The organism is Sporomusa sp. KB1 (assembly GCF_007830295.1).
Taxonomy (GTDB): Bacteria; Bacillota; Negativicutes; order Sporomusales; family Sporomusaceae; genus Sporomusa.
Genome location: NZ_VLKC01000002.1, coordinates 2,375,590 through 2,399,327 on the forward strand (window position 1 = coordinate 2,375,590; position 23,738 = coordinate 2,399,327).

The 23,738-nt window shown below is 45.5% G+C and carries 40 protein-coding genes; all 40 read left to right on the plus strand.

Annotated elements, in window-relative coordinates; all coding sequences use genetic code 11:
* Positions 1 to 71 precede the first annotated feature (71 nt).
* Positions 72 to 2,147, plus strand: coding sequence for an elongation factor G (fusA, locus tag SALPA_RS14675; protein WP_145095441.1), 2,076 nt, complete (start codon positions 72 to 74; stop codon positions 2,145 to 2,147).
* A 64-nt stretch (positions 2,148 to 2,211) separates the two neighbouring features.
* Complete coding sequence (gene tuf / locus SALPA_RS14680; RefSeq protein WP_145095417.1) at positions 2,212 to 3,414, plus strand: elongation factor Tu; 1,203 nt, start codon at positions 2,212 to 2,214, stop codon at positions 3,412 to 3,414.
* Positions 3,415 to 3,570: 156 nt separating this feature from the next.
* A complete protein-coding gene (gene rpsJ / locus SALPA_RS14685) occupies positions 3,571 to 3,882 on the plus strand; it encodes a 30S ribosomal protein S10 (protein ID WP_021168692.1) in 312 nt (103 codons plus the stop codon).
* Positions 3,883 to 3,898: 16 nt separating this feature from the next.
* The gene (rplC, locus tag SALPA_RS14690) at positions 3,899 to 4,540 is read left to right on the plus strand and encodes a 50S ribosomal protein L3 (protein WP_145095444.1); all 642 of its coding nucleotides are present in this window, start codon (positions 3,899 to 3,901) and stop codon (positions 4,538 to 4,540) included.
* A gap of 68 nt (positions 4,541 to 4,608) precedes the next feature.
* Positions 4,609 to 5,232, plus strand: a complete 624-nt coding sequence (gene rplD / locus SALPA_RS14695) for a 50S ribosomal protein L4 (RefSeq protein ID WP_145095447.1) — start codon at positions 4,609 to 4,611, stop codon at positions 5,230 to 5,232.
* On the plus strand, positions 5,232 to 5,519 hold the full coding sequence (gene rplW, locus SALPA_RS14700; protein ID WP_021168695.1) for a 50S ribosomal protein L23: 288 nt from the start codon (positions 5,232 to 5,234) through the stop codon (positions 5,517 to 5,519). Before rplD ends, rplW begins: the two co-directional genes overlap by 1 nt.
* A gap of 29 nt (positions 5,520 to 5,548) precedes the next feature.
* On the plus strand, positions 5,549 to 6,394 hold the full coding sequence (gene rplB, locus SALPA_RS14705) for a 50S ribosomal protein L2 (protein WP_145095450.1): 846 nt from the start codon (positions 5,549 to 5,551) through the stop codon (positions 6,392 to 6,394).
* A gap of 89 nt (positions 6,395 to 6,483) precedes the next feature.
* Positions 6,484 to 6,765, plus strand: coding sequence for a 30S ribosomal protein S19 (gene rpsS / locus SALPA_RS14710; protein WP_094607424.1), 282 nt, complete (start codon positions 6,484 to 6,486; stop codon positions 6,763 to 6,765).
* A gap of 47 nt (positions 6,766 to 6,812) precedes the next feature.
* Positions 6,813 to 7,145, plus strand: coding sequence for a 50S ribosomal protein L22 (gene rplV / locus SALPA_RS14715; protein WP_145095454.1), 333 nt, complete (start codon positions 6,813 to 6,815; stop codon positions 7,143 to 7,145).
* Between the two features lie 25 nt (positions 7,146 to 7,170).
* The gene (gene rpsC, locus SALPA_RS14720) at positions 7,171 to 7,845 is read left to right on the plus strand and encodes a 30S ribosomal protein S3 (RefSeq protein WP_145095457.1); all 675 of its coding nucleotides are present in this window, start codon (positions 7,171 to 7,173) and stop codon (positions 7,843 to 7,845) included.
* Positions 7,846 to 7,847: 2 nt separating this feature from the next.
* Positions 7,848 to 8,324, plus strand: a complete 477-nt coding sequence (rplP, locus tag SALPA_RS14725) for a 50S ribosomal protein L16 (RefSeq protein ID WP_255451212.1) — start codon at positions 7,848 to 7,850, stop codon at positions 8,322 to 8,324.
* Positions 8,314 to 8,511, plus strand: a complete 198-nt coding sequence (rpmC, locus tag SALPA_RS14730) for a 50S ribosomal protein L29 (protein WP_021168701.1) — start codon at positions 8,314 to 8,316, stop codon at positions 8,509 to 8,511. The genes rplP and rpmC overlap by 11 nt, the downstream gene beginning before the upstream one ends.
* Positions 8,512 to 8,552: 41 nt before the next feature.
* Entirely contained in the window at positions 8,553 to 8,813 is a 261-nt protein-coding gene (rpsQ, locus tag SALPA_RS14735) for a 30S ribosomal protein S17 (RefSeq protein WP_021168702.1), read from the plus strand.
* Between the two features lie 82 nt (positions 8,814 to 8,895).
* Positions 8,896 to 9,264, plus strand: a complete 369-nt coding sequence (gene rplN / locus SALPA_RS14740) for a 50S ribosomal protein L14 (RefSeq protein WP_021168703.1) — start codon at positions 8,896 to 8,898, stop codon at positions 9,262 to 9,264.
* Positions 9,265 to 9,282: 18 nt separating this feature from the next.
* The gene (rplX, locus tag SALPA_RS14745; protein ID WP_145095460.1) at positions 9,283 to 9,621 is read left to right on the plus strand and encodes a 50S ribosomal protein L24; all 339 of its coding nucleotides are present in this window, start codon (positions 9,283 to 9,285) and stop codon (positions 9,619 to 9,621) included.
* 30 nt (positions 9,622 to 9,651) lie between these two features.
* A complete protein-coding gene (gene rplE, locus SALPA_RS14750; protein ID WP_145095463.1) occupies positions 9,652 to 10,194 on the plus strand; it encodes a 50S ribosomal protein L5 in 543 nt (180 codons plus the stop codon).
* 151 nt (positions 10,195 to 10,345) lie between these two features.
* Entirely contained in the window at positions 10,346 to 10,531 is a 186-nt protein-coding gene (locus SALPA_RS14755) for a type Z 30S ribosomal protein S14 (RefSeq protein WP_021168706.1), read from the plus strand.
* A gap of 33 nt (positions 10,532 to 10,564) precedes the next feature.
* Positions 10,565 to 10,963 (plus strand): 30S ribosomal protein S8, encoded by a 399-nt coding sequence (gene rpsH / locus SALPA_RS14760; protein WP_145095466.1) that lies wholly within the window; start codon positions 10,565 to 10,567, stop codon positions 10,961 to 10,963.
* Between the two features lie 26 nt (positions 10,964 to 10,989).
* Complete coding sequence (gene rplF, locus SALPA_RS14765; RefSeq protein WP_145095468.1) at positions 10,990 to 11,541, plus strand: 50S ribosomal protein L6; 552 nt, start codon at positions 10,990 to 10,992, stop codon at positions 11,539 to 11,541.
* Between the two features lie 38 nt (positions 11,542 to 11,579).
* Complete coding sequence (gene rplR / locus SALPA_RS14770; RefSeq protein WP_145095471.1) at positions 11,580 to 11,948, plus strand: 50S ribosomal protein L18; 369 nt, start codon at positions 11,580 to 11,582, stop codon at positions 11,946 to 11,948.
* Between the two features lie 17 nt (positions 11,949 to 11,965).
* Positions 11,966 to 12,466: a 30S ribosomal protein S5 gene (gene rpsE, locus SALPA_RS14775; RefSeq protein WP_021168710.1), complete on the plus strand. Its 501-nt coding sequence runs from the start codon at positions 11,966 to 11,968 to the stop codon at positions 12,464 to 12,466.
* 12 nt (positions 12,467 to 12,478) lie between these two features.
* Positions 12,479 to 12,664, plus strand: a complete 186-nt coding sequence (gene rpmD / locus SALPA_RS14780) for a 50S ribosomal protein L30 (RefSeq protein ID WP_021168711.1) — start codon at positions 12,479 to 12,481, stop codon at positions 12,662 to 12,664.
* Positions 12,665 to 12,712: 48 nt separating this feature from the next.
* Entirely contained in the window at positions 12,713 to 13,153 is a 441-nt protein-coding gene (rplO, locus tag SALPA_RS14785) for a 50S ribosomal protein L15 (protein ID WP_145095474.1), read from the plus strand.
* Positions 13,154 to 14,410 carry a preprotein translocase subunit SecY gene (gene secY, locus SALPA_RS14790; RefSeq protein ID WP_145095477.1) on the plus strand — a complete coding sequence of 419 codons (1,257 nt, stop codon included), beginning with the start codon at positions 13,154 to 13,156 and terminating at the stop codon, positions 14,408 to 14,410. It abuts the gene before it with no gap.
* Positions 14,411 to 14,422: 12 nt separating this feature from the next.
* Positions 14,423 to 15,076: an adenylate kinase gene (locus tag SALPA_RS14795; protein ID WP_145095480.1), complete on the plus strand. Its 654-nt coding sequence runs from the start codon at positions 14,423 to 14,425 to the stop codon at positions 15,074 to 15,076.
* On the plus strand, positions 15,073 to 15,819 hold the full coding sequence (gene map, locus SALPA_RS14800; protein ID WP_145095483.1) for a type I methionyl aminopeptidase: 747 nt from the start codon (positions 15,073 to 15,075) through the stop codon (positions 15,817 to 15,819). The genes SALPA_RS14795 and map overlap by 4 nt, the downstream gene beginning before the upstream one ends.
* A 13-nt stretch (positions 15,820 to 15,832) precedes the next feature.
* The gene (locus SALPA_RS14805) at positions 15,833 to 16,111 is read left to right on the plus strand and encodes a hypothetical protein (RefSeq protein ID WP_145095486.1); all 279 of its coding nucleotides are present in this window, start codon (positions 15,833 to 15,835) and stop codon (positions 16,109 to 16,111) included.
* Positions 16,112 to 16,145: 34 nt separating this feature from the next.
* Positions 16,146 to 16,364: a translation initiation factor IF-1 gene (gene infA, locus SALPA_RS14810; RefSeq protein ID WP_021168717.1), complete on the plus strand. Its 219-nt coding sequence runs from the start codon at positions 16,146 to 16,148 to the stop codon at positions 16,362 to 16,364.
* A gap of 90 nt (positions 16,365 to 16,454) precedes the next feature.
* Positions 16,455 to 16,568: a 50S ribosomal protein L36 gene (gene rpmJ, locus SALPA_RS14815; RefSeq protein WP_028971919.1), complete on the plus strand. Its 114-nt coding sequence runs from the start codon at positions 16,455 to 16,457 to the stop codon at positions 16,566 to 16,568.
* A gap of 20 nt (positions 16,569 to 16,588) precedes the next feature.
* Entirely contained in the window at positions 16,589 to 16,960 is a 372-nt protein-coding gene (gene rpsM / locus SALPA_RS14820; RefSeq protein ID WP_145095488.1) for a 30S ribosomal protein S13, read from the plus strand.
* A 15-nt stretch (positions 16,961 to 16,975) separates the two neighbouring features.
* Positions 16,976 to 17,368, plus strand: a complete 393-nt coding sequence (gene rpsK, locus SALPA_RS14825; RefSeq protein ID WP_021168719.1) for a 30S ribosomal protein S11 — start codon at positions 16,976 to 16,978, stop codon at positions 17,366 to 17,368.
* A 24-nt stretch (positions 17,369 to 17,392) separates the two neighbouring features.
* Entirely contained in the window at positions 17,393 to 18,025 is a 633-nt protein-coding gene (gene rpsD, locus SALPA_RS14830) for a 30S ribosomal protein S4 (RefSeq protein WP_145095491.1), read from the plus strand.
* Between the two features lie 64 nt (positions 18,026 to 18,089).
* Positions 18,090 to 19,049 carry a DNA-directed RNA polymerase subunit alpha gene (locus SALPA_RS14835; protein WP_094607408.1) on the plus strand — a complete coding sequence of 320 codons (960 nt, stop codon included), beginning with the start codon at positions 18,090 to 18,092 and terminating at the stop codon, positions 19,047 to 19,049.
* A gap of 15 nt (positions 19,050 to 19,064) precedes the next feature.
* Positions 19,065 to 19,403 carry a 50S ribosomal protein L17 gene (gene rplQ, locus SALPA_RS14840; protein WP_021168722.1) on the plus strand — a complete coding sequence of 113 codons (339 nt, stop codon included), beginning with the start codon at positions 19,065 to 19,067 and terminating at the stop codon, positions 19,401 to 19,403.
* Between the two features lie 64 nt (positions 19,404 to 19,467).
* The gene (locus SALPA_RS14845) at positions 19,468 to 20,298 is read left to right on the plus strand and encodes an energy-coupling factor transporter ATPase (RefSeq protein WP_145095494.1); all 831 of its coding nucleotides are present in this window, start codon (positions 19,468 to 19,470) and stop codon (positions 20,296 to 20,298) included.
* A complete protein-coding gene (locus SALPA_RS14850; protein ID WP_145095498.1) occupies positions 20,289 to 21,158 on the plus strand; it encodes an energy-coupling factor transporter ATPase in 870 nt (289 codons plus the stop codon). The genes SALPA_RS14845 and SALPA_RS14850 overlap by 10 nt, the downstream gene beginning before the upstream one ends.
* Positions 21,148 to 21,957: an energy-coupling factor transporter transmembrane protein EcfT gene (locus SALPA_RS14855; protein WP_145095501.1), complete on the plus strand. Its 810-nt coding sequence runs from the start codon at positions 21,148 to 21,150 to the stop codon at positions 21,955 to 21,957. The genes SALPA_RS14850 and SALPA_RS14855 overlap by 11 nt, the downstream gene beginning before the upstream one ends.
* A complete protein-coding gene (gene truA, locus SALPA_RS14860) occupies positions 21,954 to 22,691 on the plus strand; it encodes a tRNA pseudouridine(38-40) synthase TruA (RefSeq protein ID WP_145095504.1) in 738 nt (245 codons plus the stop codon). Before SALPA_RS14855 ends, truA begins: the two co-directional genes overlap by 4 nt.
* A 178-nt stretch (positions 22,692 to 22,869) precedes the next feature.
* Positions 22,870 to 23,307 carry a 50S ribosomal protein L13 gene (gene rplM, locus SALPA_RS14865; RefSeq protein WP_021168727.1) on the plus strand — a complete coding sequence of 146 codons (438 nt, stop codon included), beginning with the start codon at positions 22,870 to 22,872 and terminating at the stop codon, positions 23,305 to 23,307.
* A gap of 23 nt (positions 23,308 to 23,330) precedes the next feature.
* On the plus strand, positions 23,331 to 23,723 hold the full coding sequence (gene rpsI, locus SALPA_RS14870; protein WP_021168728.1) for a 30S ribosomal protein S9: 393 nt from the start codon (positions 23,331 to 23,333) through the stop codon (positions 23,721 to 23,723).
* The last annotated feature ends 15 nt before the right edge of the window (positions 23,724 to 23,738 follow it).

Consider the following 23,738-nt stretch of genomic DNA (forward strand, 5'->3'; position numbering starts at 1 on the left):
GAGTAGGGTTGCGTAAGCAACCCCTGTGTCTAAACGAACATGCGAACTCACGATACTAAGGAGTGAAAATAGTGGCCCGAAAGTTTCCACTGGAAAAGACGCGGAACATCGGTATTATGGCACATATAGACGCCGGCAAGACCACTACCACTGAACGCATTCTGTTTTATACTGGCAGAGTACACAAAATCGGCGAAGTACATGATGGCGCTGCGACTATGGACTGGATGGTGCAAGAACAAGAAAGAGGTATCACTATTACCTCTGCGGCCACTACAGCCCAATGGGACGGGCATCGTATTAACATCATTGACACGCCAGGACACGTGGACTTTACAGTTGAAGTAGAACGTTCATTGCGAGTACTTGATGGCTCAGTTGCGGTTTTTTGCGCCAAAGGTGGCGTAGAGCCACAGTCTGAGACTGTATGGCGTCAAGCTGATAAATACAACGTTCCCCGTATGGCATATGTTAATAAAATGGACATTACCGGTGCTGATTTTTACCGGGTTGTCGACATGATGAAGACTCGACTAGGTGCTAATGCTGTACCGATCCAACTGCCCATCGGTTTTGAAGATACCTTTAAAGGGTTTGTTGACCTTGTTGAAATGAAGGCTGTTGTCTATACCGACGATCTGGGTAAGGTAAGTGAAGCTACTGATATACCTGAAGATATGGCTGAACATGTTGAGACTTTCCGTCAAAACCTCTTGGATGCTGTTGCTGAAAGCGACGATGAACTAATGATGAAATACCTCGAAGGGGAAGAAATTTCTGTCGAGGAAATCAAAACGGCTATCCGTAAAGCCACCATTGCCTGCAAGATGACAGCGGTGCTGTGCGGGTCATCTTACAAGAACAAGGGCGTGCAACCGCTCTTGGACGCAGTAGTTGCCTACATGCCTGCACCGACTGATATCCCAGCTATTAAGGGCGTTAACCCTGAGACTGGTGAAGAAGGTGAACGTGCGGCAGATGATAACTTACCGTTCTCGGCGTTGGCCTTCAAGATTATGGCTGATCCTTATGTTGGTAAGTTGGCATTCTTCCGGGTATACTCCGGTCAGTTAGCTTCTGGTTCTTATGTATATAACTCTACAAAAGGCAAACGGGAGCGTATTGGACGGATTCTGCAAATGCATGCTAATCACCGGGAAGAGATCGAAGTAGTCTATACCGGAGATATCGCTGCTGCAGTAGGCCTTAAAGATACTACTACCGGGGACACCCTTTGTGATGATAAAAACATAATTGTTCTTGAATCCATGGTTTTCCCTGACCCTGTTATTTCTATAGCTGTTGAGCCCAAAACTAAAGCTGACCAGGAGAAAATGGGCGTAGCTCTCAATCGACTGGCAGAAGAAGACCCTACCTTCAAGATGTATACTGATCAGGAAACCGGTCAGACTATTATCTCAGGTATGGGCGAATTGCATCTTGAGATTATCGTTGACCGGATGCTTAGAGAATTCAAGGTAGAATGTAACGTGGGTAAACCCCAGGTTGCTTACCGTGAAACCATCCGTAAAACGGTTAAATCTGAAGGTAAATTTGTTCGTCAGTCTGGTGGGCGTGGCCAATATGGTCATTGCTGGTTGGAAATTCAACCACTGGAGCCAGGAGAAGGATTTATCTTTGAGAACAAAGTTGTCGGTGGTGCTATTCCTAGAGAATACATCTCCCCAATTGAAGCCGGTGTTAAAGAAGCTATGGCCACTGGCGTATCGGCTGGATACCCAATGGTTGACATCAAGGTTACTGTGTATGATGGTTCGTACCATGACGTTGACTCCTCAGAAATGGCATTCAAAATTGCGGGTTCAATGGGCTTTAAAGCTGGTTGTTCTAAGGCGGGCCCGGTTATTCTTGAACCATACATGAAAGTTGAAGTTGTTGTACCTGAAGATTACATGGGCGATGTTATCGGCGACTTAAACTCCCGCCGGGGCCGCATTGAAGGTATGGAAGGACGTTCTGGTGCACAATCGATAAAAGCATTTGTGCCGCTGTCTGAGATGTTCGGCTACTCAACAGACCTTCGTTCGAAGACGCAAGGACGTGGTAATTACTCCATGGAATTTGATCATTATGAAGAAGTTCCTAAAAATATTGCCGAAGTTATCGCCGCTAAGAACAAAGGCTGATAACTTGCTCGCTTAATTGTTTACCTAAAACATTAAAGTAATAAACTTAGGAGGTAACACTCAAATGGCTAAGAAAAAGTTTGAAAGAAACAAACCACATGTTAACATTGGTACTATCGGTCACGTTGACCATGGCAAAACCTCGCTGACTGCTGCCATTACCATGACATTGGCAAAACACGGCGGCGCTGAGTTCATGGCTTATGACATGATTGACAAAGCACCAGAAGAAAGAGAACGCGGTATCACCATCAACACAGCTCACGTTGAGTATGAAACCGCAGCTCGCCATTATGCCCACGTGGACTGCCCAGGCCATGCTGACTATGTTAAAAACATGATCACCGGCGCAGCGCAGATGGATGGTGCTATCCTGGTTGTATCGGCAGCTGACGGCCCGATGCCGCAAACTCGCGAACACATTTTGCTGTCCCGCCAAGTTGGCGTACCTGCCATGGTTGTATTCTTAAACAAAGCCGACCTGGTTGATGACGCTGAGCTGATGGAACTAGTAGAAATGGAAGTTCGTGAACTTCTCTCCAGCTACGAATTCCCAGGAGATGACATTCCAGTAGTATCAGGTTCTGCTGTAAAAGTACTTAACTGCGGTTGCGCGAGCCCTGAATGCGAATGGTGTGGCAAAATCCATGAACTGATGGCCAAAGTTGACGAATATATTCCAACACCGGAACGTGCTACTGACAAGCCCTTCCTGATGCCTGTGGAAGACGTATTCACTATCACTGGTCGTGGTACTGTAGCTACCGGTCGTGTAGAGCGTGGCGTAGTAAAAGTAGGCGATACCATAGAAATCGTTGGTATGAGCGAAAAACCGAAATCCACAGTAGTAACTGGTGTAGAAATGTTCCGGAAACTATTGGATTCGGCAGTAGCTGGTGACAACATTGGTGCACTTTTAAGAGGTGTTGAGCGTAAAGAAATCGAGCGTGGCCAAGTATTAGCCAAGCCTGGTACCATTAAACCGCATACCAAATTCAAATCCGAAGTATATGTATTGTCCAAAGAAGAAGGCGGCCGTCATACCCCGTTCTTTAACGGTTACCGTCCGCAATTCTACTTTAGAACAACCGACGTAACAGGTGTTGTTACATTGCCAGAAGGTGTAGAAATGGTAATGCCTGGCGATAACATCCAAATGAACATAGCGCTTATTACCCCAATTGCTATCGAAGAAGGTCTGCGTTTTGCTATCCGTGAAGGCGGCCGTACAGTAGGCGCTGGTGTTGTAACTGCTGTTGAAGAATAATCTCTTTTTATAAATATAATATCTGGTAGGGCGGCAGATGCCGCCTTTTACCAGGATATTGACCGGCGATGACGTGGAAGGTGGCCCGCACGCGCGGGGAAATTTCCACCGAGAATGTCCGTTCAGAGAAACTGGGCGATAAGGAGGAATAAATAAATGGCTAAACAACAAAAAATCAGAATCCGCCTTAAGGCATATGACCATAAGGCGCTTGACCAAAGTGCGGCCAAGATTGTCGAGACCGCGAAACGTACCGGCGCTATGGTTTCTGGCCCTATTCCGCTTCCTACAGAGAAAAATATTTTTACTATTTTGCGTTCACCCCATGTCAACAAAGACTCCCGCGAACAATTCGAAATGCGGACACATAAACGTCTTATTGACATTCTGGAGCCGACCCCTAAGACCGTAGATGCTTTAATGCGTCTCGACTTGCCGGCTGGTGTGGACATCGAAATCAAGCTGTAAGAGGAGGTGCGATAATATGGCTAAAGGAATTTTAGGAAAAAAACTGGGCATGACCCAAATCTTTACGGCTGAGGGTAGAGTTATTCCGGTTACTGTTATTGAAGCCGGTCCCAATGTCGTAGTGCAAAACAAGACAGTTGAAAATGATGGCTACAATGCAGTGCAACTTGGATTTGGCGCTGTTAAAGAGAAGAATGTTAACAAACCTATGCAGGGCCACTTTGCCAAGGCCAACGTTAAAGCGGTAAAATTTATCCGTGAGTTGCGCCTGCCTGGAGCCTCTGAATATACAGTAGGTCAAGTTCTCAGTGCTGATGTGTTCGGCGAAGGTGAACTTATTGATGTAACAGGTACTGCTAAAGGCAAAGGTTTTGCTGGTACCATTAAACGCCACAACTTTGCATGCGGACCTATGGGGCACGGTTCTAAATCCCATCGTGAGCCAGGAACTATCGGTTCCCGGATGAGTGGTGGCGGCGGTAAGGTATTTAAAGGTAAGAAACTCCCAGGTCGTATGGGCGGACAAAAAGTCACCATACAGCGGCTGCAAGTAGTTCGCGTTGATGTACCTCGTAACCTTTTACTGGTTAAAGGTGCTGTTCCCGGACCTAAGGGCAGTTTCGTCATTGTTAAAAATACAGTAAAACCCAATAAGTAATCGCAGCTTGCAGCTTTGCGATTTGTCGTAGAGTACAGGTTGCGAGCATCGAAAGGAGGACGTGCTATATGCCGAAAGTGGCAGTATATGACATGACCGGTGCAAAAACCGGTGAAATGGAACTTAATGATAGCGTATTTGGCGTAGAAATAAATGAAGCTGTTGTTCATCAGGCCGTAGTTATGCAACTGGCAAGCCAGCGTCAAGGTAATCACGCAACTAAGACCAGATCTATGGTACGTGGTGGTGGCAGAAAACCCTGGAAACAAAAAGGTACCGGCCGGGCGCGGTCTGGTAGCATTCGGTCTCCATTGTGGGTAGGTGGCGGTGTTGCGTTTGGACCGCATCCGCGCAGCTACAAGTTTAGTATGCCTCGTAAAGCTCGTCGTTTAGCAATTAAATCGGCACTGACCGCCAAGGTCAACGACGGTGAATTACTGGTAGTTGAAAGTATTAACTTTGCTGAGCCAAAAACCAAAGATGTAGTAAATTTCCTTGGTAACTTTGAAGCGCCAGCAAAAGCTCTAATTATCACTGTTGATAATGATGAAAATGTTGCAAAATCGTCCCGCAATATTCCTGGTGTTAAAGCTATCGGAACTATTGGACTGAATGTTTTTGATCTTCTTCATCATGACAAGGTACTTGTAACCAAAGAGGCAGTCGCTAAGATTGAGGAGGTGCTGGCATAATGGCAAATCCACGCGACATTCTCCTCAGACCATACATTACTGAAAAAACTAATGCATTGATGGCTGAGAACAAATATACATTTATTGTGCCGCTTACAGCTAATAAAGTTGAAGTTCGTCAAGCTGTTGAGCAAATCTTCAAAGTAAAAGTTCTTAACGTGAACACCATTCGGGTAATGGGTAAAACCAAACGTATGGGTAAGAATATCGGCAAACGTTCGGACTTCAAAAAAGCCATTGTCAAATTGGCTGCCGGCGAGCGCATCGAATTCTTTGAAGGTGTATAACCAAATTCTCTAAAAAAGGAGGGGCATACATGCCAGTTAAAAGTTTTAAACCATACGCTCCTGGCAGAAGATTTATGACGGTAGCCGATTTTTCGGATATTACCGTAGATCGTCCCGAGCGTTCTCTTACCGAGCGTCTACAAAAACACGCCGGTCGTAACCAGCAAGGTCGTTTAACTGTTCGACATCAAGGCGGTGGACATAAACGTCTGTACCGTGTTATTGACTTCAAACGTAATAAAGATGGCGTTCCTGCAAACGTTGCCACTATTGAATATGATCCGAACCGTTCAGCACGGATTGCTCTCTTAAGCTATGCTGATGGTGAGAAACGTTATATTCTAGCTCCTAACGGTCTTAAAGTAGGCGATACCATCGTGAGCGGCCCTGAAGCCGATATCAAGGTTGGTAATGCTTTACCTTTTAGAAATATACCGGTAGGTACCCAAGTTCACAACATTGAAATGAAAATCGGTAAAGGCGGCCAATTGGTTCGTTCAGCCGGTGCGTCTGCTCAGCTTATGGCTAAGGAAGGCAGTCATGCACTTCTCAGATTGCCATCTGGTGAACTTAGAAAAGTTCATATTAATTGCCGGGCTACTATTGGTCAGGTAGGCAACCTTGAACACGAAAATATCACCATTGGTAAAGCTGGCCGTTCTCGTTGGCTGGGCGTCCGTCCTGCTAACCGCGGTGTTTCTATGAACCCGTGTGACCATCCGCATGGCGGTGGTGAAGGCCGTTCACCTGTTGGCCGTAAGCATCCAGTTACTCCGTGGGGTAAATGTGCTATGGGTGCAAAAACACGTAAAAAGAAAGCTTCTGACAAATTGATCGTTAAGAGACGTAGTTCGAGGCAGACGACAGGTCGATAAGTCGAGGTTTAAATGTTCGGGGGATGAGCCAATAGTGAGAAATCACGAATGAACGAACCCGCGAACGTAGCGAAAGGAGGCTATTTTAGGTGTCAAGATCAATTAAAAAAGGGCCTTATGTGCATGCAAGCTTGACTAAGAAGATTGATGCACTTAATGCTAAAAATGAAAAAAAAGTTATTAAAACCTGGTCGCGCAGCTCGACCATCCTGCCTACTTTTATCGGACACACCCTCGCTGTTCATGATGGCCGTAAGCATGTACCAGTATATGTTACCGAAGATATGGTAGGGCACAAACTTGGCGAATTCGCGCCAACTCGGACATATAAAGGCCACGGCGGTTCTGAACGGTCTACCGGGGTAAAATAATTCGCTTAGCAAAAATCCGGGACTTATAGCCGGAAGGGGGTTAAATAATGGAAGCTAAAGCAATTGCCAGACACATTCGTATTGCTCCCCGCAAAATCCGCATTGTTGTTGACTTAATTCGCGGCAAGGACGTGGGCGAAGCTTTTGCAATACTAAAATACACTCCGAAAGTTGGAGCTGAAGTTGTAGAAAAAGTGCTTAAATCGGCTGTCGCCAATGCTGAACACAACTGTGATTTGAATACTGATGCACTTTATGTATCGCAGGTATTTGTTGATCAAGGTCCGACATTAAAGCGCATTCATCCGCGCTCACGCGGTCAAGCATTCAAAATTTTAAAACGTACCAGCCATGTAACATTGGTTGTTAAAGAGAGATAAACTAAGGACGAAGGAGGGAAAATTAGTGGGTCAAAAAGTCAATCCACATGGTCTTCGCCTTGGCATTATCAAGACTTGGGACGCAAGATGGTATGCCGACAAAGACTATGCTAAAAACCTGCATGAAGACATTAAAATCCGTGCTTTGCTGAAAGAAAAACTTTACACTTCGAATGTATCGCAAATCATTATTGAACGTGCGGCAAATAGGGTGAAAGTTACCATTCATACCTCTAAGCCTGGTATGGTCATTGGTCGCGGCGGTAGCGGAATTGAAAATATTAAAAGATGGCTAAAAGATCTTACCAGCAAAAGTGTTGATGTTAACATCGCTGAAATTAAACAGGCTGAGCTTGATGCCACATTGGTTGCTGAAAACATTGCCGCTCAGCTCGAGAAGCGTATTGCTTTCCGTCGGGCGATGAAACAGTCAGTAACCCGTACAATGCGTATGGGTGCCAAAGGAATCAAAGTAACGGCAGGTGGACGTTTGGGTGGTGCTGAAATTGCCCGTACCGAAAGCTATCGTGAGGGCAGCATTCCTCTTCATACACTGCGTGCCGACATTGATTATGGCACAGCCGAAGCTCATACCACCTATGGTCGTATCGGCGTAAAAGTTTGGATTTATAAAGGTGAAGTTCTGCCTGAAGCCAAGAAAACTGTTGTTGCCGCTGCCGCCATTGAAGGGGGCGAATAATAATGCTTATTCCAAAGAGAGTAAAACATCGCAAACAATTCCGTGGACGTATGACTGGTAAAGCCACTAAAGGCATTACTGTTTCCCATGGTGAATTCGGACTTGTCGCACTTGAACCGGCTTGGATTACCAACCGCCAAATTGAAGCAGCCCGTATTGCTATGACCCGTTACATCAAAAGGGGCGGTAAAGTTTGGATAAAAATATTCCCAGATAAACCGATCACTGCCAAGCCTGCTGAGACTCGTATGGGTAGTGGTAAAGGTTCACCAGAATATTGGGTAGCTGTTGTTAAGCCTGGCCGTGTAATGTTTGAAATGGATGGCGTGCCTGAAGAAATAGCGCGTGAAGCTATGCGCCTTGCTGCGCATAAGCTGCCGATTAAATCCAAGTTCGTTACGCGGGAGGATACCGCGAATTTGGATATGGACGCACCAGGTGCTAATGCTAAAGCGGGTGGTGAAGTAAATGAAGGCTAATGATATCCGCGAAATGAGTGCCGCCGAACTTGACCAAAATTTAAACAAACTGAAAGAAGAGCTGTTTAACTTACGGTTCCAACATGCAACCGGTCAACTGGATAACCCTATGCGGATTCCTGCCGTCAAGAAAACAATTGCCCGCATTAAAACCGTTCAGCGTCAACGTGAACTTAAGGCTCAATAGTAAGGGCATTATAGAAGTGAGGATGAAGGGAGGCAGCAAAAGTGACCGTTGAAAGAAACGACCGCAAGACCCGTATCGGTAAAGTAGTAAGTGATAAAATGGAAAAAACAGTAGTAGTAGCGGTTGAACGTTTAGTACGCCATCCGCTGTATCATAAATTGATTAAACAAACTGTTAAATTTAAAGCCCATGATGATAATAATGAAAGCCATGTTGGGGATACTGTCAAAATCATGGAAACGCGTCCATTATCTAAAGAAAAACGGTGGCGTGTAGTAGAAGTTTTGGAAAAAGCAAAATAATACGAGCATAGCACCAAGAATATGCTTCTAACGCTCAAGATGCCAAGTGCATCGAGCCGCATAAGGAAGGAGGATAAGCACTATGATTCAACAACAGACTATCTTGAATGTTGCTGACAATACCGGTGCAAAGCAGATTATGTGCATCCGCGTAATGGGTGGCTCTTACCGCCGCTATGCCAACATTGGTGATATTATTGTAGCTGCTGTTAAAGACGCTACACCCGGTGGCGTTGTCAAGAAAGGCGATGTAGTTAAAGCCGTTGTTGTTCGTACTCGTAAAGGACTGCGCCGTCCGGATGGTTCCTATATCCGGTTTGACGAAAATGCAGCAGTTGTTATAAAAGATGATAAAAGCCCGAGAGGTACACGGATATTTGGACCTGTAGCACGCGAACTCAGGGACAAAGATTTCATGAAGATTATCTCACTGGCGCCGGAAGTTATCTAGATTAAGGAGGTGTCCGGAGTGTCCGAAGCCCAGAAATTGCATGTTAAAAAAGGCGATAAAGTAGTTGTATTGTCGGGTAAAGATAAAGGCAAACAAGGCAAAATTGTGGAGGCTCTGCCTAAAAAAGGCAAAGTTGTGGTTGAAGGCGTAAACAAAGTAAAACGTCATACAAAACCCAGCCAGAAGGCGCCCCAAGGCGGCATTATGGTAAAAGAAGCTGCCCTTGCATCGGCCAAAGTTATGCTGGTATGTCCTGCTTGCGACAAACCTACACGCATCAAAAAAACGCAATTAAGTAGCGGCGCGTTTGCACGCACGTGCAAAAAATGCGGCGAAGTTATTGATAAAGATAAGTAAAACCATTCTTTCCGGAAAGGAGGTTAACTCATGGCTGCAAGACTGAAAGAAAAATATAGAAACGAAGTAGCACAGGCTATGATGCAGAAGTTTGGCTACAAAAATGTTATGGAAATCCCCAAAGTCGAGAAAGTAGTTATTAATATGGGTGTTGGTGAAGCTGTAGGCAACCCCAAAGTTCTCGACGCAGCGGTAAACGATATGACACTCATTGCCGGCCAAAAACCGGTCATAACCAGAGCAAAAAAATCAATTGCTGCGTTCAAAATTCGTGAAGGTATGCCAATTGGTGCCAAAGTTACTATGCGTGGAGAGCGGATGTATCAATTTCTTGATAAATTAGTCAACATCTCATTACCACGGGTTCGAGATTTTCGCGGTATAAGCCCCAAATCTTTTGATGGTCGCGGAAACTATACCTTGGGTATCAAAGAGCAACTGATTTTCCCTGAAATCGAGTATGATAAAGTAGATAAGATTCGCGGTATGGAAATTATCATCGTTACTACCGCCAAGACTGACGAGGAAGCTAGAGAGCTGTTACGACTGATGGGTATGCCATTCAGCGCATAACTAAAACTGTCCATTAACGCCCATCTGCGTTGTTGCTCTTCAGACGCTTTGCTTGCGTACGATCCGTGTACGCGGCGCTGCAGCGTCTTCCGGTGCGACTAGCACCTGGACATTACTGAACAGTTTCAATTGGAACAAAGGAGGGAAATCGGTGGCCAAAAAGTCTTTGATTGAAAAATGGAAGAATGAGCCGAAATTTAAAGTCCGTAAATACAATCGCTGCAAAATTTGCGGTCGTCCGCACGGATATATGCGTAAATTTGAAATGTGCCGGATTTGTTTCCGGGAACTGAGCTACAAAGGCGCCATTCCTGGAGTAACCAAGGCCAGCTGGTAGTAGCAGCAACATATAGGAAGGGGGTTCTGAACCATGGTAATGACCGATCCAATTGCCGATATGCTGACTCGCATTCGCAATGCCAACTCGGTTTATCACGATAAAGTCGAAATTCCGGCATCCAAAATCAAACAAGCTGTAGTACAAATCCTGAAAGACGAAGGTTTTGTTCGAGACTTCGATATGATTGCCGATGGCAAGCAGGGAATGATTCGGGTAAGCTTAAAATACGGCCCAAATCGCGAAAAAGTAATTACGGGGATTAAGCGCATTTCTAAGCCTGGTCTTCGCGTATATGCAAAGAAAGAACAATTGCCGCGAGTACTCGGAGGTCTTGGAATTGCGATTGTTTCGACATCTAAAGGCATCATGAGCGATAAACTCGCACGCAAAGAAGGTCTGGGCGGCGAAGTACTCGCATACGTCTGGTAGTCTAGTAGTGATACAGGAGGTGCAACATGTCTAGAATTGGTAGGAGTCCCATCACTGTTGCTGCTGGCGTTACCGTAACTATCGGGGATGACAATGTAGTGACAGTTAAAGGCCCTAAAGGCGAACTGACACGCCAGCTTCATAAAGATATGATTATCGAAATGGAAGGCAATGTTATTAACGTCAAACGGCCTACAGATAACAAACAACATCGTTCTCTGCACGGTTTGACCAGAACGTTGGTCAGCAACATGGTAACCGGTGTAACTCAAGGTTTCACTAAAACCCTGGAGATTGCCGGTGTTGGTTACCGTGCCGCTAAAGCCGGTCAAAAACTGGCGCTTACTTTAGGCTTCTCACATCCGCTGGAAGTTGAGCCGCCGAAAGGCATCACCATTGATGTTCCTGCGCCTAATAAAATTGTGGTTTCAGGCATTGATAAAGAAGCTGTTGGTGAGCTTGCTGCTAAAATTCGTGGCTATCGCGAACCAGAACCGTATAAAGGCAAAGGCATCAAATATGAAGGCGAAGTTATCCGTCGCAAAGTGGGTAAAGCTGGCGGTAAAGGCAAGAAATAAACTCAAGGTAAGGAATTTAAGCGAAAGGAGTGAACACCTTGCTGCGTAAACCGAGCAAAAACATCGGGCGTCAAAAACGCCAATTAAGAGCCCGGAAAACCCTAATTGGCAGTGCTGAACGTCCGCGTCTTAACGTATTCCGTAGTTTGAAGCATATTTATGCTCAGATTATTAACGACAAAACTGGCGTGACCTTGGTATCAGCCAGTACTGTAGATAAAGAAGTGCAGGCTAAAGTTGAATATGGTGGCAACATTGAGGCCGCTAAAGTTGTAGGCGAGGCAATCGCTAAACGGGCCCTTGAAAAGGGCATCACAAAAGTAGTATTTGATCGTGCCGGCAATATCTATCACGGTCGTGTTGCTGCCTTAGCGGCTGCTGCACGCGAAGCTGGACTTGAATTCTAAGAAAAGGAGGGAAATTAATGGCCAGAATTGATTACACCGGTCTTGACCTTAAAGAAAAAGTAGTATTCATCAACCGGGTTGCCAAGGTAGTTAAAGGTGGCAGACGCTTTTCCTTCAGCGCTCTGGTAGTTGTCGGCGATGGCAACGGCCATGTAGGTTTCGGCCTAGGCAAAGCTGGTGAAGTACCTGAAGCTATCCGTAAAGGTGTAGAAGATGCTAAGAAAAATCTAATAAAAGTTCCTATTGTCGGTACCACTATTCCTCATCAAATCATGGGTGTGTTCGGAGCCGGCAAAGTAATGTTAAAGCCTGCCTCAGAAGGTACAGGCGTAATTGCTGGCGGCCCAGTACGTGCTGTGCTTGAACTTGCCGGCATTCATGATATCTTGACGAAGTCGCTTGGTTCATCTAACGCCAACAACATGGTTCGGGCTACAATGACTGGTTTAAGTCAGCTTAAGCGAGCTGAGGAAGTTGCCACTTTGCGCGGCAAAACCGTTCAGGAACTGTTGGGTTAAGGAGGTAACATTATGGCGAAGATTAAAATTACTTTAACCCGTAGCGTGATTGGCCGACCCCAAGATCAGCGTGCAACCGTAAAAGCGCTGGGTCTTAAAAAAACCAACAGCTCGGTTATTCAAGAAGATAATGCGGTAATCAGAGGTATGGTTCATAAAGTAGAACACCTTGTTACCGTTCAGGAAGTTGCAGAATAATTCCCAAGTGGCAATAGCCAAACATACTAGTTCAAGGAGGTGCTGTTAATGAAATTACATGAATTAGCTCCAGCGCCTGGTTCAAAAAAAGTTCGCACTCGTGTAGGCCGTGGTTTAGGCTCCGGTCTTGGTAAAACCTCCGGTAAAGGCCATAAAGGCCAAAAATCCCGTGCCGGCGGTGGTGTGCGTCCTGGTTTTGAAGGCGGCCAAAAGCCCTTGTACTTAAGACTGCCTAAGCGCGGTTTCACCAATATTTTCTCCAAAGAATACAGCGAAATTAATGTAGCTGTACTTAATCGGTTTGACAACGGTTCAGTTGTTGATCTCGAAGCTTTAGTAGAAGCTGGTGTAATAAAAAAAGTACTTGATGGTCTTAGAGTGTTAGGTAATGGCGAGCTCACCAAGGCTTTAACAGTTAAAGCCAATGGCTTTACTAAGTCGGCCGCTGAAAAAATTCAGGCAGCCGGCGGTACAGTTGAGGTGATTTAATTGCTGTCAGAGCTCTCCAATATTTTAAAGATTACTGAGCTAAGGCAGAAGATTATATTCACCTTGGTAATGTTCTTGGTATTCAGGCTTGGTACGCATATCCCGGTACCGGGAGTAAATGCCGCCGTTATCGAGCAACTATTTACCAGTGGTAATCTGTTTGGTCTGCTGGATATGTTTTCCGGTGGTGCTTTAAGCAAATTCTCGATATTTGCCATGAGCATAACGCCTTACATTAATGCCTCAATTATTATGCAGCTACTCACCGTAGTTGTGCCGAAATTCGAACAGTGGGCTAAAGAAGGCGAAGAGGGTCGCAAAAAAATCACCCAAATCACCCGTTATGGTACTGTCGGACTTGGTTTTATTCAGGCAATTGGTATGGCATTTGGTCTTAAGGTAGCCATCATTAACCCTAGTTTTGGTAACGTTTTAATTATTGCGCTTACACTTACTGCAGGAACAACTTTTCTTATGTGGTTAGGTGAGCAAATTACCGAAAGAGGTATTGGTAACGGTATTTCGCTGATCATCTTTGCTGGTATTGTATCTAGATTGCCAGATGGTATCTTTACCATTTTTGAGTATGTAAAAGCAGGAACAATTAATATCTTCAATGTTTTTTTGTTTCTCATCATTGCAGTGGCCATGATTGTGTTTGTTATTATGATACAGCAAGGTCAACGCAGAATTCCTGTACAGTACGCTAAACGAGTAGTTGGCCGAAAAATGTATGGTGGCAATTCTACTCACATTCCGCTTAAAGTTAACCAAGCGGGTGTTATTCCAATTATCTTTGCGTCATCTGTGCTGATGTTCCCGGTAACCATTGCCCAGTTTGTTGATATTGCCTGGGTAAAAACAGTGGCAGGGTGGTTTGCGTGGGGTACGCCGCTGCAGACAGCATTATATGCGCTGCTCATCATATTTTTCACGTATTTCTATACTGCGGTTACTATGAACATATCAGATATGGCAGATAATATGAAAAAACACGGCGGGTTTATTCCTGGTATCAGACCAGGTAAACCTACCGCCGATTATTTAGACCGGGTTATGACCAGAATTACCCTGGCTGGATCAATCTTCCTGGCCATAATTGCCATACTGCCGAATTTCGTCGGCGCAGTAACCAATCTCCAAGGAGTTTACTTTGGGGGTACTGCCCTGCTGATCGTAGTAGGCGTGGCTCTGGATACCATGAAGCAAGTAGAGGCGCTGGTACTTATGCGTCATTACCAAGGCTTTATGAAGTAGGAGGTAGTGGTCATGTTTATTCTTTTAATGGGACCTCCTGGTGCCGGTAAAGGCACACAGGCGGCACAGCTGGTAGAAAATTTCAAAATCCCGCATATATCGACAGGTGATATGTTTCGGGCCGCTGTAAAAGAAGGCACTGAACTTGGCAAACAGGCGAAAGCTTGCATGGACGCCGGGCACTTGGTGCCTGACAGCGTAACCATTGGCATTGTTAAAGAGCGTTTAGCTAAAGACGACTGCCAAAAGGGGTTTATCCTTGATGGCTTTCCCCGTACTATTGCTCAGGCAGAAGCCTTGGATCGCACATTGGCCGAACTTGACATCAAACTTGACAGGGTCGTCAATATTACGGCACCAGGTTCTGAACTCGTTGGCCGTATGACTGGCCGCCGAATTTGTAAAGGATGTGGCGCTACCTATCACGTAGTGTTTAACGCTCCGAAACAAAACGATATTTGTGATAAATGTGGTGGTGAGCTGTACCAGCGGGATGATGACCAGGAAAAAACAGTCATTAACCGTTTGTCAGTATATCAAGTCCAAACTCAGCCGCTAATCGAATACTATCAAGACAAAGGATTGTATACCGAAATTAATGGTTTGCAGCCTATCAAAACTGTTTTGAAAGATATAGTAGATAGCCTGAGAGGCGGCCAAGTATGATAATCTTAAAGTCACAAAGGGAACTAAATTACCTGCGTGATGCCGGGCGGATCGTGGCTGAAGCGCTTAACGAAGTTAAAAAAGCGGTAAAACCTGACGTCACAACGCTGGAAATTGATAGGATTGCCGAACAGTATATCAAAAGCAAAGGTGCAGTACCGACCTTTAAGGGTTATAATGGCTTTCCGGGTAATATCTGTGCCTCGGTTAATGAAGAGGTAGTACATGGCATTCCTGGATTAAAAAGGTTGAAAAATGGGGATAATATAAGTATTGATCTTGGTGCCACAATAAACGGTTATGTTGGCGATGCCGCCATTACTGTGCCTGTAGGCCAAGTGGATGCTGAGATGAAAAAGCTTATCGAAGTTACCGAACAATCGCTCTATAAAGGAATCGAAAAAGCCATAGTAGGGAATCGGTTAAGTGATATCTCCCATGAAATTCAAACCTATACCGAAGGATATGGTTATGGTGTGGTGCGCGACTATGTTGGGCACGGCATTGGCAGGAACATGCACGAAGATCCGCAAATACCTAACTATGGGCTTCCTGGACGCGGGCCGCGATTAAAATCTGGTATGACATTAGCAATAGAGCCTATGATTAATGCCGGGACGCATGAGGTTAAGACTCTGGGCAATAACTGGACAGTAGTGACTGTTGACGGCAAGCCGTCAGCCCATTTTGAACACACCATTGCGATTACGCCTGATGGTCCGGAAATATTAACAAAACTATAGGAGGAGACGGCTTGTGCCAGATGGAAATAGTAATCCAGGAACTATTGTGATTTCAGCAACCGGACGGGATACTGGTCACGCATATATAGTACTTGGGTGGTATAAGCCGCAAACCCTTCTGGTAGCTGACGGACGCAGACGTAGAGTCAGCAATCCTAAAAAAAAGAATGTTAAGCATGTTAAAAAGCTTAACTCTATTGCTAACAAGGTGACGGACGCTTTAGCAGGGGGTTTACCAATCACCGACGAAGATATCCGTCAGGACCTCGCCCACATCGAGGCGACCAGATAAGCTGTTAAAAGCGGACGAGGAGGGGATAGCTCATATGTCCAAACAAGATGTAATTGAAGTGGAAGGTACGGTCGTGGAGGCGCTTCCTAATGCTATGTTCCAGGTAAAACTGGAAAATGGTCATATTGTGCTGGCGCATGTATCAGGGAAAATTCGGATGAATTTTATTCGAATTTTGCCAGGCGATAAAGTTACTATTGAACTTACACCGTATGATTTAAAACGCGGCCGTATTACCTATAGGTTTAAATAGCTTGTGTTCGTGGGTTCGTAAGTTCGTTAGTCAAGTCGATGAGCGAACACGGACTGGCGGGCGGCGGACGCACTAAAGGGAGGTTTAATTATGAAAGTAAGGCCATCGGTTAAGCCTATATGTGAAAAATGCAAAATCATCAAACGGCATGGCAGAGTAATGGTGATTTGCGAAAATCCTAAACATAAACAAAAACAAGGTTAAAAGAGGGGGTGGATTAAAACATGGCACGTATTGCCGGTGTAGACTTACCGCGTGACAAACGCATTGAAATTGCCTTAACATATATTTTTGGTATTGGTTTAACATTATCAAAAGAGATTCTGGCTAATACCGGAATCAATCCTGATACCAGGACCCGGGATCTAACTGAAGAAGAAGTTGCCAAACTACGTGAAAACATTGATAAAAACTATCGCGTAGAAGGCGATCTTCGCCGGGAAGAAGCATTAAATATTAAGCGGCTCATTGAGATCGGCTCTTATCGTGGCAAGCGGCATCGCATGGGTCTTCCTGTACGCGGTCAGCGTACTAAGACCAATGCCCGTACCCGCAAAGGCCCAAAAAGAACTGTCGGCGCTAAGAAGAAGAAGTAAGGGAGGGAATAACCTTTGGCTCAAAAAAAAGTTGTCAGAACAAAACGTAAAGAACGTAAAAATATAGAACATGGTGTTGCTCACATTCGTTCGACTTTCAACAACACCATCATTACCATCACTGATACCAGAGGCAATGCCATTTCCTGGGCAAGCGCCGGTGGACTGGGCTTTAGAGGCTCACGGAAAAGTACCCCATTTGCTGCTCAAATGGCTGCTGAAACTGCTGCCAAAGCTGCCATGGAACATGGCCTTAAACAAATCGAAGTATTTGTAAAAGGTCCTGGTGCCGGCCGCGAAGCCGCCATCCGTTCACTCCAGGCTGCAGGCCTTGAAGTTAATGCAATTAAAGACGTAACACCCATTCCGCACAATGGATGCCGTCCGCCAAAAAGAAGAAGAGTTTAAGGAATTGGGAGGTGTTTGGTAAGAATGGCAAAATATACAGGTCCTGTTTGCAGATTATGCCGTCGCGAAGGCGCAAAATTATATCTCAAAGGCGACAGATGCTATAGCGATAAATGCGCCTTCACTGTGCGCAGCTTTGCTCCCGGCCAGCATGGTGCTGGTCAAACCCGTAAAAAAGTTTCTGAGTATGGTATTCAGCTCCGGGAAAAACAAAAAACCCGCCGCATCTACGGCGTGCTTGAACGTCAATTCCGGAATTACTTTGAAAAAGCGGAACGCCAAAAAGGCATTACCGGCGAAAACCTTTTGGTTATGCTGGAAAGAAGACTTGACAACGTTGTTTTTCGCATGGGAATGGCTGAAAGCCGCAACCAAGCAAGACAATTGGTCCGTCATGGCTTGTTAAATGTAAATGGCCGCCGCGTAAATATCCCATCCTTCTTGGTAAAAGCTGGTGATGTTGTCGCCGTCCAGGAAACAAGCAAAGAATCACCCATTATGAAAAAAATCGCTGAATCGCTTGGTCATAAGCAAGCTCCAGCTTGGATCGAACTTACGGCTGCCGATATGAGCGGTAAAGTTATGCGCTACCCCACCCGGGAGGAAATTGATATTCCTATCCAGGAACATCTCATCGTAGAGTTGTATTCAAGATAAGTTGCCCTCAACCGTGGCGATGGCGTAATGTAAGAGTTTGGCCAAATGAGGAGGGTTTTTCCGGATGATTGAAATCGAAAAACCGAAGATCGAAATAGTTGAAATAAGTGAAGACAGCCGTTATGGCAAATTTGTATGGGAACCGCTCGACAGAGGCTTTGGCATTACGCTGGGCAACAGTTTACGGCGGGTGCTCTTATCATCTTTACCAGGTGGAGCTGTAACCTCAGTGAAAATTGACGGTGTGCTTCATGAATTTGCTACTATTCCCGGTGTTCGGGAGGACGTCACCGACATTATATTAAACCTAAAAGAACTGTGTCTTAAAATGCATAGTGACGAGCCTAAAGTTTTGCTTGTTGAAGCGTTTGAAGAAGGCGAAGTCACAGCAGGCGATATTAAAGCCGATGCCGACATTGATATTTTAAACCCGGAACTGCACTTGGCGACAGTAGGTGCTGGTGGTCAGCTCCGGATGGAAATCATGATAGAAAAAGGCAAAGGGTATATACCGGCTGACAAAAACAAAAAACCCGACCATGTAATCGGGATTATTCCTATTGACTCCATCTTCTCACCTATTGTACGCGTCAATTATAACGTTACGGATACGCGTGTTGGTAACGTAACTAATTATGACAAACTGACATTAGAAGTATGGACTGACGGCAGTATGCGTCCTGAAGAAGCGGTTAGCAAAGCTGCTGGAATTATGGTGTCGCACCTGAAATTGTTTCAAAATATTGCCGGAGAACCTCCAGAAGAAGATGAGGATCAGGATTTAGTTTCTGAAGAACCTGCAGAGGGTAAAAACAGGACAATGGAAATGACCATTGAAGACCTGGATCTCTCAGTACGTTCTTACAACTGTTTGAAACGGGCCGGAATCAATACAGTGGCAGAGCTTGTGCAAAAGAGCGAAGATGATATGATGAAAGTTCGCAATTTGGGACGCAAGTCACTGGAAGAAGTTAAGAAAAAAATTATTGAAATGGGTCTGGCACTCGCAGAACAAGAAGAGTAAAGGGAGGGAAGAGTTGTGGCCTACAGAAAGTTAGGACGGGACACTAGTGCACGTAAAGCGTTATTTCGCAGCATGTTAACTTCCTTCTTTGCATATGAGCGTATTGAGACAACGGAAGCTAAGGCGAAAGAAATCAGCGGCCTTGCCGATAAAATGATTACTTTGGCTAAGCGGGGCGATCTACATGCTCGCCGCCAAGTGTTATCAAGCCTCTACGACGAAGAAGTAGTTAAAAAGCTGTTTGACGTGATTGCTCCTAAATATGCCGAACGTCATGGCGGTTATACCCGGATCATGAAACTGGGACCTCGTCGGGGCGATGCTGCTCCGATGGCGATCATCGAATTAGTGTAACAAGTACAGAGACAAGGCGGCCCAACGGGTCGCCTTTATTCTTACGGGGGTGCAGTAGCCTCATATGGGAGAACTTATTAAAATTGAAAATTTGCGTCACACATACCCCGGTTATGATAACCAGGAGGTAGTTGCGCTTACTGATATTAACCTGACAATTAATCAAGGAGAATTTGTTGCTGTCATCGGGACCAATGGTTCAGGCAAATCAACCTTGGCAAAGCATCTTAATGCCTTGCTATTGCCGACAGGCGGCAAATGTCTTATAACCGGTATTAATACTGCTGACGCCGATAAGGTATGGGAAATCCGACAACAAATCGGTATGGTATTTCAAAATCCCGATAATCAGATTGTGGCTGCAATTGTAGAAGAGGATGTTGCCTTTGGCCCGGAAAACTTAGGCGTAGCTCCCCAGGAAATTGCCAGGCGGGTAACTGAGGCACTGGCACTTGTTAATATGGAAGAATATCGCCATCATGGCCCCCATCTGCTCTCCGGCGGTCAGAAACAGCGGGTGGCTATTGCTGGCGTGCTGGCAATGCGGCCTAAGTGCCTGGTTCTTGATGAGCCGACAGCCATGCTTGATCCCCGCGGTCGTAAGGAAGTTTTAGACACCGTATGCCGATTAAATAAGGAAGGGATCACAGTTGTTTATATTACGCACTTCATGGAAGAAGCAGTGACTGCTCATCGGGTAGTTGTAATGGATCAGGGAAAAATTGCCATGGAGGGAACACCTACAGAGATTTTTTGTCAGGTCGAGCGTCTCAAAGCTATGGGATTAGATGTTCCGGTAGCGGCTGAGATTGCTGCGTATTTACGGAAACAAGGAATACAGCTTAGCCAAGACATAATAAGTGATGAACAATTGGTGGTGGCGTTATGTCCATAAACTTTGATAACGTTACATATACATATATGCCGGGAACCCCCTATCAGCGAACAGCCATACAAAATATTAATCTTGTAATAAACAAAGGGGAATTTGTCGGCATAATCGGGCATACTGGTTCAGGGAAATCTACGTTGGTTCAGCATATGAACGGCCTGATTGCACCAACTTCTGGTCAAGTAACCATTGATGGTATTGACCTAGCAACGAAAAGCCTGGCGGCACGGCAGGTTAGGCGCCAGGTAGGCATGGTTTTTCAATATCCTGAACATCAACTATTTGAAGAAACTATTTATCAGGACATTGCCTTTGGCCCTAAGAACCTCGATCTAACAGAAGACCAAATAGAAACTCGCATCAGACGGGCGATGGAGTTTGTCGGGCTTGACTACGATACCTTCAAAGATCGCTCACCTTTTAATTTAAGTGGCGGGCAAATGCGGCGGGTAGCTATCGCTGGAGTAATTGCCCTGGAACCGGACTATCTGGCGCTGGATGAACCGGCTGCCGGACTTGATCCTTGTGGGCGCGATGAAATTTTTGGCCAAATTGTTCAACTACATCAAAAAACTGGGATTACCGTTATCCTTGTATCCCATAACATGGAAGATATTGCGCGTTTTGCCAGCCGTGTGCTGGTTATGAATAACGGACAGATTAGTCTTGATGGGCTGCCAAAGGAAATTTTCAGCAGTGGCCGTGAAAAACTTCAGGAAGCTGGAGTTGATGTGCCGCCAATTACAGCGCTTATTGACAAATTTAGAGCTAAGGGTTTGGCTATTAGTAATGATGTGATGACGGCTGAAGCTGCGGCTAAGGGAATTTATCAAGCTGTCAGGGGGCGGAAAAATGCTCACTGATATAACCTTAGGCCAATATTTTCCAGGGAAATCACCCATCCATCTGCTTGATCCCCGTACCAAGATACTGGGCGTAATCACATATATTAGCACGATATTTCTGGCAGAGGATTATCTGGCTTACGCTATACTTACCGCCTTTGCTGCTATGGCAGTGGCTGTGTCGGGGATTCCTATGCGAATGGTGCTGCGGTCAATTAAGCCGCTGTGGATCATCATTCTATTGACAGTGGCTATTCATGTTTTTAGTACCCCGGGGACAGTACTATATAACCTGGGACCACTGACTGTGACCCAAGAGGGCAGTCGTATGGGCATATTTATGTCTCTACGGTTGGTGCTATTAATTGTGGTATCTTCACTATTAACCTTTACCACCTCACCGATTGCCCTCACTGATGGTATAGAAAGATTGCTAAATCCCTTCCGGCGATTAGGGGTGCCAGCACACGAGCTGGCGATGATGATGACCATTGCACTCCGGTTTATTCCGACACTGCTGGAGGAAGCTGACCGGATTATGAAGGCTCAAATGGCGCGAGGTGCAGATTTTTCATCTGGCAGCATCTTGAAACGAGCCAAAAACATGGTACCTTTACTTGTGCCATTATTTATCAGTGCCTTTCGTCGGGCTGACGAACTAGCAGTGGCGATGGAGGCCAGATGCTACCGGGGCGGCGAAAATCGTACCCGGATGAAAGAACTAAAAATGGGTGCACCGGACGTAATGGCAGCCGTGATTCTTATGGTATTGATTGCTGTATTGGTAACCGTCAGGGCATATAAACTAGTAATATGAGAAACATTAAGCTTGTCCTCGCATATGACGGAAATGCATACCATGGGTTCCAACGCCAAGCCAATGCCATGACCATTCAGCAGCTAGTGGAAGAACGATTGCAAAAAATCTTTGGGCATCCGCTTACTATAAATGGCTCAGCTCGGACTGATGCAGGGGTGCATGCCTATTATCAGGTTGTCAACTTTTTCACTCAAGGCACAATACCGGCAGAACGTATCCCACTGGCGGCCAGGGGTTTATTGCCTGATGATATTGTTGTTGTTGCGGCCGCAGAAGAGACTGCTGAATTTCATGCCCGTTGTTCAGCAAAAAGTAAAATTTATCGCTACCGGCTAGTAAATACGCGGATAGCTAACCCATTTGAGCGTAATTATGCCTGGCATTTTCCACTACCGCTTGATGTATCCTTAATGCATGAAGCTGCGCAAGCTGTTGTGGGTACCCATGACTTTTCGGCTTTTCGGGCTACAGGGGGAGCGCCTGTAAGCCCGGTGCGCACCATAATGGCTGCCCAGTGCCGCAGTGCAGGTAACTCCTTGATTGAGTTTGAATTCTGGGGTACAGGTTTCCTCTATCATATGGTTCGTAACTTGGTGGGAACCCTTGTAAAAGTCGGCCAGCGTCGTTTAACTCCGGCAGGTTTTGCGGCAATACTGCAAGGCCGTGATCGCCATGCAGCCGGCATGACCGCACCGTCGCAAGGCTTATATTTGGTGGAAGTTAAGTATTAGACTGTCCAAAATATTTTTTCAGTGGCAAGGGATAACGCTTGACATTAGTTAACTAATTTATTACAATAGCTTTATGAGAATTTTGCCATGACTTCCATTAGCCCCGGAATTCAAGGTTGATCATCATAGCTTGTATTGCGATAGTATAGTCCTTTAGCTTTCACGAGGAGGATAGACAATGAAAACTTTTATGGCAAACCCGGCCAACATCGAACGCAAGTGGTATGTTGTCGATGCTGAGGGTCAAACCCTTGGTCGCTTGGCCGTTGAAGTCGCGAAAGTTCTTCGCGGCAAAAATAAACCAATCTTTACTCCACATGTTGATACTGGCGACCATGTAATCGTGGTTAATGCTGAAAAAATTGTATTGACTGGCAAAAAACTGGAGCAAAAAACCTATTTCCGTCATTCCGGTTACCCGGGTGGCACAACTTTCACTACTGCTGGCAAAATGTTAGCAACTAAACCTGAGCGTGTTATTGAAGCGGCTGTTAAAGGCATGTTACCCAAAAACACCCTTGGTCGTGAAATGTATCGTAAGCTTAATGTTTACGCTGGTCCGAATCATCCACACGCCGCGCAACAGCCGGAAGTGTTGGAACTTAATATTAAGTAATACCGGAAAGGAGGAACATATATATGGCATTGGTTACTTACTACGGCACAGGTCGCAGAAAAACCTCGGTTGCCAGAGTTCGTCTGGTTCCGGGAGAAGGCAAAATCATCGTAAATACACGTCCCCTAGACGAATATTTTGGTTTGAAAACCCTTGAGCTTATTGTTACTCAGCCGCTTAACATCACCGATACTGTTGGTAAATATGATGTTTTGGCCAAGGTTGAGGGAGGCGGTGTATCCGGTCAAGCTGGCGCAGTTCGTCACGGCATCGCTCGTGCACTGTTAAAGGTTGATGGCGAATTCCGTCTACCACTGAAAAAAGCGGGTCTCTTAACTCGTGACCCACGCGAAAAAGAGCGTCGTAAATACGGCCTCAAAAAAGCGCGTAAAGCATCTCAGTTCTCCAAACGTTAATATTATACAAAAACC